The organism is Allofournierella sp. (genome assembly GCF_017889395.1).
Classification (GTDB): domain Bacteria; phylum Bacillota; class Clostridia; order Oscillospirales; family Ruminococcaceae; genus Allofournierella.
In genome coordinates this window covers 1-3163 of the sequence record NZ_JAGHKE010000141.1, presented here as the reverse complement: position 1 = coordinate 3163, position 3163 = coordinate 1, and the positions used below count along the sequence as shown (strand labels likewise).

The following is a 3163-nucleotide window of genomic DNA, read 5'->3' as shown; positions in this document are numbered from 1 at the left end:
ATGAATTTCAGCAGCGGCACCCAGGCGATCAGGCAGCTGACGATGACCGCCGCCGCCACCACGATGCGCACGCTTTTCAGCTGGCGCATGGGCGGCACCACAATGGCCACGAACATGCTGTAGAGCGCCACGCCCAGCGCGCTGCGCACCGCCGCGTTCAAAAGGCCGCTGGCCACCGCGCCGCTCAGGGTGCCCAGGGTCCAGCCCAGAATGGGCAGGGTGGCAAGGCCGTACATGTAGGCCGGGGTCAGCGGCGAGGTGCGCCCCATGGCCACCGCGAAGATCTCATCCGTGTTGGCAAAGGCGATGGTCATCCGCCGCCGGGTGGTGAACTCCGGCCCCAGCCGCTGGCTGAGCGAAAGGCTCATCAGCGCATAGCGCAGATTGATCACCAGCTGGGTGAGGGCCAGCTCCACCAGCGAGCCGTGGGCCAGAATCACCGTGAGCCCGGCGAACTGCCCGGCACTGGTCAGATTGGTCAGGCTGATGAGCCCGGCCGTCAGCGCCGCAAGCCCGCCCTTCACCGCCAGAATGCCGAAGGTGAAGCTCACCGAAAAATAACCGATGCCGATGGCAAGCCCATCCGCAAGGCCTGCCCTGTATTCCCCTTTCATGGGTGTGTATCCCCCTTACAACAAAAGTGCTGTATCACATTATACAACGGCGAGCCCAGCGCCCGCCCGGCGGTGGCCGCGGCGGTGAAGGCGGCCCAGAAAAAGGGCGTGAAGGTGGTCATCGCCAGCGGGCGCACCAGCTTTGCCATCGAGCCGCAGATTCTGGGTGGCATCAAGCCGGACTACATGATCTGCGCCAACGGCGCCCAGATTCTGGACCGGCAGGGCAAGCTGCTCTACAGCCAGGACCTGACCGCCGAGGAGATGTACGCCCTGGTGGACTTCTTCGAGGATTTCGACTATCCGCTGGCCTTCAATTTTGAGGATAACTACTATGTCTATGTGGAATACAAGGCAATGTGGGAGTTTTACAAAAAAGCCACCGGCCACGGCGAGTACGTGCTGGACGGCGAGGACCAGGACCGCCATCTGGAAAGCATGCCCTTCGGGGCGTTTGCCATTCTGCCGCCGGAGCAGGTGGAGGACTTCCAGGAAAAATACGGTTATCTGGGCCTGAAATTCGTGCCCTACCGCCCCGGCTACTACGATGTGATGCAGGCGGATGTGGACAAGGCCCGGGGCATGGAGCGGCTGCTGGAAATTACCGGCTGGAAGCCGGAGGAGCTGGTCTTCATGGGCGATAACGACAACGACGTGGCCATGCTGCAGCTGGCGGGCTGCTCTTACTGTATGGCCAACGGCTCGGAGAAGGCCAAAGCCGCCGCCAAGCACATTGCCCCCGGCGTGGAAGAGGAGGGCGTGCGCCAGGTGGTGGAAGCGCTGTTTTTGAAGTAAGGGGGAAATTCCATGAGCTTTGAACCGGTGTATGGCCCCGGCAGCCGGGCGCTGATCCTGGGCAGCTGGCCCAGCCCCAAAAGCTGGGAGGAGGGCTTTTACTACGGCCACCCCCGCAACCGGTTCTGGCCGCTGCTGGCAAGGCTGTGCAGGTGCGAAACGCCCGGCACGGCGGAGGAAAAGAAAGCCCTGATTTTGACCCACGGCCTGGCCCTCTGGGATGTGCTGGAGCACTGCACCATCGAGGGCGCGCAGGATGCCACCATCCGCGACCCGGTGCCGGTGGATCTGAAACGGGTGCTGGCTTCTTCGCCCATCGAGGCGGTGTTCTGCAACGGGGCGGCGGCGTACACGCTGTACGGCCGGTTTTTGCAGCCGGTGAGCGGCATTCCTGCGGTAAAGCTGCCCAGCACCAGCCCGGCCAACGCGGCCTGGAGCCCGGACAGGCTGGCCGCAGCCTGGGGCGCGGCGCTGGGGCCGTTTCTCGGGTGAACGGGGCGGAAAATACTTTCTTTCACTAAAGAGGTTTAACACCCTGTTCATTGATTTTTCGGGGGCCGGTTGGTATCATAAAAGAATAAAGATACAGCACGCTTTTGGCGCGGTGTTGGAGGTAACAAGTATGAGCAAATGGATCGAGGTGCGCCGCAAGTCGGTGCTGCCCTGGTATTTCGCCGGGTTTGTCTGGCTGGTGGGCGCGCTGGTGCTGCCCATCTATCAGCTGTGGGCGCTGGCGGTGGTCGCGGTGCTTTCGGTGGCGGGCTTTGTCGCTGCCCGGCGTTTCTGCCCGGATGTGGTCACCCGCAAGGAGGTGCCCTTCATGACCGGCCAGGAGGATGCCGACCAGATGCTGGCCCTCATCGACGCAAAGCGCAAGGAGCTGCACCAGCTCAACGTGCGCATCGAGGACGCGCCCCTGAGCGCCGCCATGGACCGGATGGAAAAGGCCTGCCTCGGCATTCTGAACGAGGTGGAGCAGCACCCGGAAAAGGCCGCCCAGGTGCGGCGGTTCGCCAATTACTATGTACAGGACGCGGTGAAGATCCTCACCCTTTACGCCGAGCTGGAAGAGAAGGGCGTGCAGGGCGAGAACGCGGCCGGGGTGCGGGCCGAGGTTGCCCAGAACGCCCAGACCATCGCCACCGCTTTTGAAAATCAGCTGGACAGCCTGTTCGCAAGGGATGCACTGGACATCAGCACCGATCTGGAAGTGCTGAACGGTATGCTGAAGGGCCAGGGCCTTGTGGACTAAACGGCGACTCCGCAGCCGGCCGACCGGCGTGACCGGCGTGAAGGATGCGGTATTGCCAGAACAGAAAGGAAGCAATCAAGATGGACGACAACAAGATGACCCCCGAACTGAATTTCGACAGCTTTGACGCCACCGCCATGCCCAGCCTTACGCTGGAGGTGGAGCAGCCCAAGGAGGAAGCCAAGCCCGAGCCCGCCCCCGCGCCGGACCCGCTGGCCGAGGAAGCCGCCAAGCTGAGCCCCGAGGAGCAGAAGATGGTGGAGGAATTCGCCAATAAGATCGACGTGACCAACAGCCAGATGGTGCTGCAGTACGGTGCGGCCACCCAGAAAAAGGTGGGCGACTTCAGCGAAGCCGCTCTGGATAAGGTCCGCACCAAGGACCTGGGCGAGGTGGGCGAAGCCCTGGCCAGCCTGGTGGGCGAGCTGAAAAACTTCGACGCCGAGGAAGAGGAGTCCAAGGGCATCTTCGGCTTCTTCAAGAAGGCGGGCAACAACATCGA

At 62.7% G+C, this 3163-nt stretch carries 5 protein-coding genes; 4 read left to right on the top strand and 1 reads right to left on the bottom strand.

Annotated elements, in window-relative coordinates:
* A partial coding sequence (locus J7G73_RS12760) for an AzlC family ABC transporter permease (RefSeq protein ID WP_291246542.1) occupies window positions 1-614 on the bottom strand: 614 nt, incomplete at its 3' end.
* Here J7G73_RS12760 and J7G73_RS12755 point away from each other — a divergent pair.
* From J7G73_RS12755 to J7G73_RS12740, 4 genes are all read left to right on the top strand, one after another.
* Complete coding sequence (locus J7G73_RS12755; protein WP_291246543.1) at window positions 558-1409, top strand: Cof-type HAD-IIB family hydrolase; 852 nt, start codon at window positions 558-560, stop codon at window positions 1407-1409. The two genes, J7G73_RS12760 and J7G73_RS12755, sit on opposite strands and share 57 nt — an antisense overlap.
* Before the next feature lie 12 nt (window positions 1410-1421).
* The gene (locus tag J7G73_RS12750) at window positions 1422-1901 is read left to right on the top strand and encodes a DNA-deoxyinosine glycosylase (protein ID WP_270914303.1); all 480 of its coding nucleotides are present in this window, start codon (window positions 1422-1424) and stop codon (window positions 1899-1901) included.
* Window positions 1902-2031: 130 nt separating this feature from the next.
* Window positions 2032-2661, top strand: coding sequence for a 5-bromo-4-chloroindolyl phosphate hydrolysis family protein (locus J7G73_RS12745; protein WP_291246541.1), 630 nt, complete (start codon window positions 2032-2034; stop codon window positions 2659-2661).
* An 80-nt stretch (window positions 2662-2741) separates the two neighbouring features.
* Window positions 2742-3163: toxic anion resistance protein (locus J7G73_RS12740; RefSeq protein ID WP_291246540.1), on the top strand; the 422-nt coding region annotated here is incomplete at its 3' end.

What these genes read in the sequence shown, in the direction of transcription:
- J7G73_RS12745 (WP_291246541.1), top strand. Translation starts at nt 2,032, where the DNA reads ATGAGCAAATGGATCGAGGTGCGCCGCAAGTCGGTGCTGCCCTGGTAT.
- J7G73_RS12750 (WP_270914303.1), top strand. Translation starts at nt 1,422, where the DNA reads ATGAGCTTTGAACCGGTGTATGGCCCCGGCAGCCGGGCGCTGATCCTG.